This window comes from Collinsella aerofaciens (assembly GCF_039752985.1).
In the GTDB taxonomy this organism is placed as follows: domain Bacteria; phylum Actinomycetota; class Coriobacteriia; order Coriobacteriales; family Coriobacteriaceae; genus Collinsella; species Collinsella aerofaciens_BT.
The window spans coordinates 1-1,099 of sequence record NZ_JBDMHA010000138.1 but is presented as its reverse complement, the minus strand read 5'-3'; the positions used below and the strand labels follow the sequence as shown (position 1 = coordinate 1,099).

Genomic DNA, 1,099 nt, shown 5'->3' with positions numbered 1-1,099 from the left:
CTTCTGGATCGAGCGCTTTTGAAGCACCGCGGGCACATCCTCGGCATGCTCCAAAATGCGCGGCTCGGTATAGGGCAGGATCGGCAATGCAATGCGAAAAACCGTCTGATATGTTCGGCACCAGGCACGACGGGCTAGATGCATAAAGGAAACTCCTTCATTTGTTGATTGGTCAACATTTGCTCGACCGATTGTACTCAGCGGCGGTCAAAGGCGGCCTGCCAATCGTTAATCAATCAACATCTTCATATCTCAAAATTGTTTTATTAAAAATCATTCCTAATAGGCTTCACATTTGGTTGCATTTATGGATAATAGAACTCGTCAAGACGCACGTCCGGAGAGGGCCCTTACGGGACCGGACGAGCGCACAATCGCCATCGATCGAAAGGATCGAATCATGAAGTTTGTTTGCCCCGTTTGCGGTTATGTGGAAGAGTTCGACGGCGACCAGCTGCCCGAGGACTTCAAGTGCCCCCAGTGCGGCGTTCCCGGTTCTCGCTTCCTGAAGCAGGAGGAGGGTCAGCTCGAGTGGGCTGCCGAGCACGTCGTGGGCGTCGCCAAGATGGAGGGCGTCTCCGAGGACATCGTTGCCGACCTGCGCGCCAACTTTGAGGGCGAGTGCTCCGAGGTCGGTATGTACCTGGCCATGGCTCGCGTCGCCCATCGCGAGGGTTATCCCGAGATCGGCCTGTACTGGGAGAAGGCTGCCCACGAGGAGGCCGAGCACGCCGCCAAGTTCGCTGAGCTCCTGGGCGAGGTCGTGACCGACTCCACCAAGAAGAACCTCGAGATGCGCGTTGAGGCCGAGAACGGCGCCACCGCCGGAAAGACTGATCTTGCCAAGCGCGCCAAGGCCGCTGGCCTCGATGCCATCCACGATACCGTGCACGAGATGGCTCGCGACGAGGCTCGTCACGGCAAGGCTTTCGCCGGCCTGCTCAAGCGCTACTTTGGCTAAGCCAACCGCTTGAGACATAACCTCTAGCTCGATGAGGCCCGGACCGTATTGGTTCGGGCCTTTTTAATATGAGCAGGACATTGTCAAGAGGCAAAATCGGGCCTGGCCCCAACGATATGGGGTCAGGCCCTCTCCCTA

The 1,099-nt window shown here is 57.4% G+C and carries 1 protein-coding gene; it reads left to right on the top strand.

Annotated elements, in window-relative coordinates:
* Positions 1 to 400 precede the first annotated feature (400 nt).
* Complete coding sequence (locus tag ABHR76_RS10055) at positions 401 to 961, top strand: ferritin family protein (protein ID WP_022094328.1); 561 nt, start codon at positions 401 to 403, stop codon at positions 959 to 961.
* The last annotated feature ends 138 nt before the right edge of the window (positions 962 to 1,099 follow it).

Coding starts and splice junctions, on each gene's coding strand:
- ABHR76_RS10055 (WP_022094328.1), top strand. CDS start 401: ATGAAGTTTGTTTGCCCCGTTTGCGGTTATGTGGAAGAGTTCGACGGC.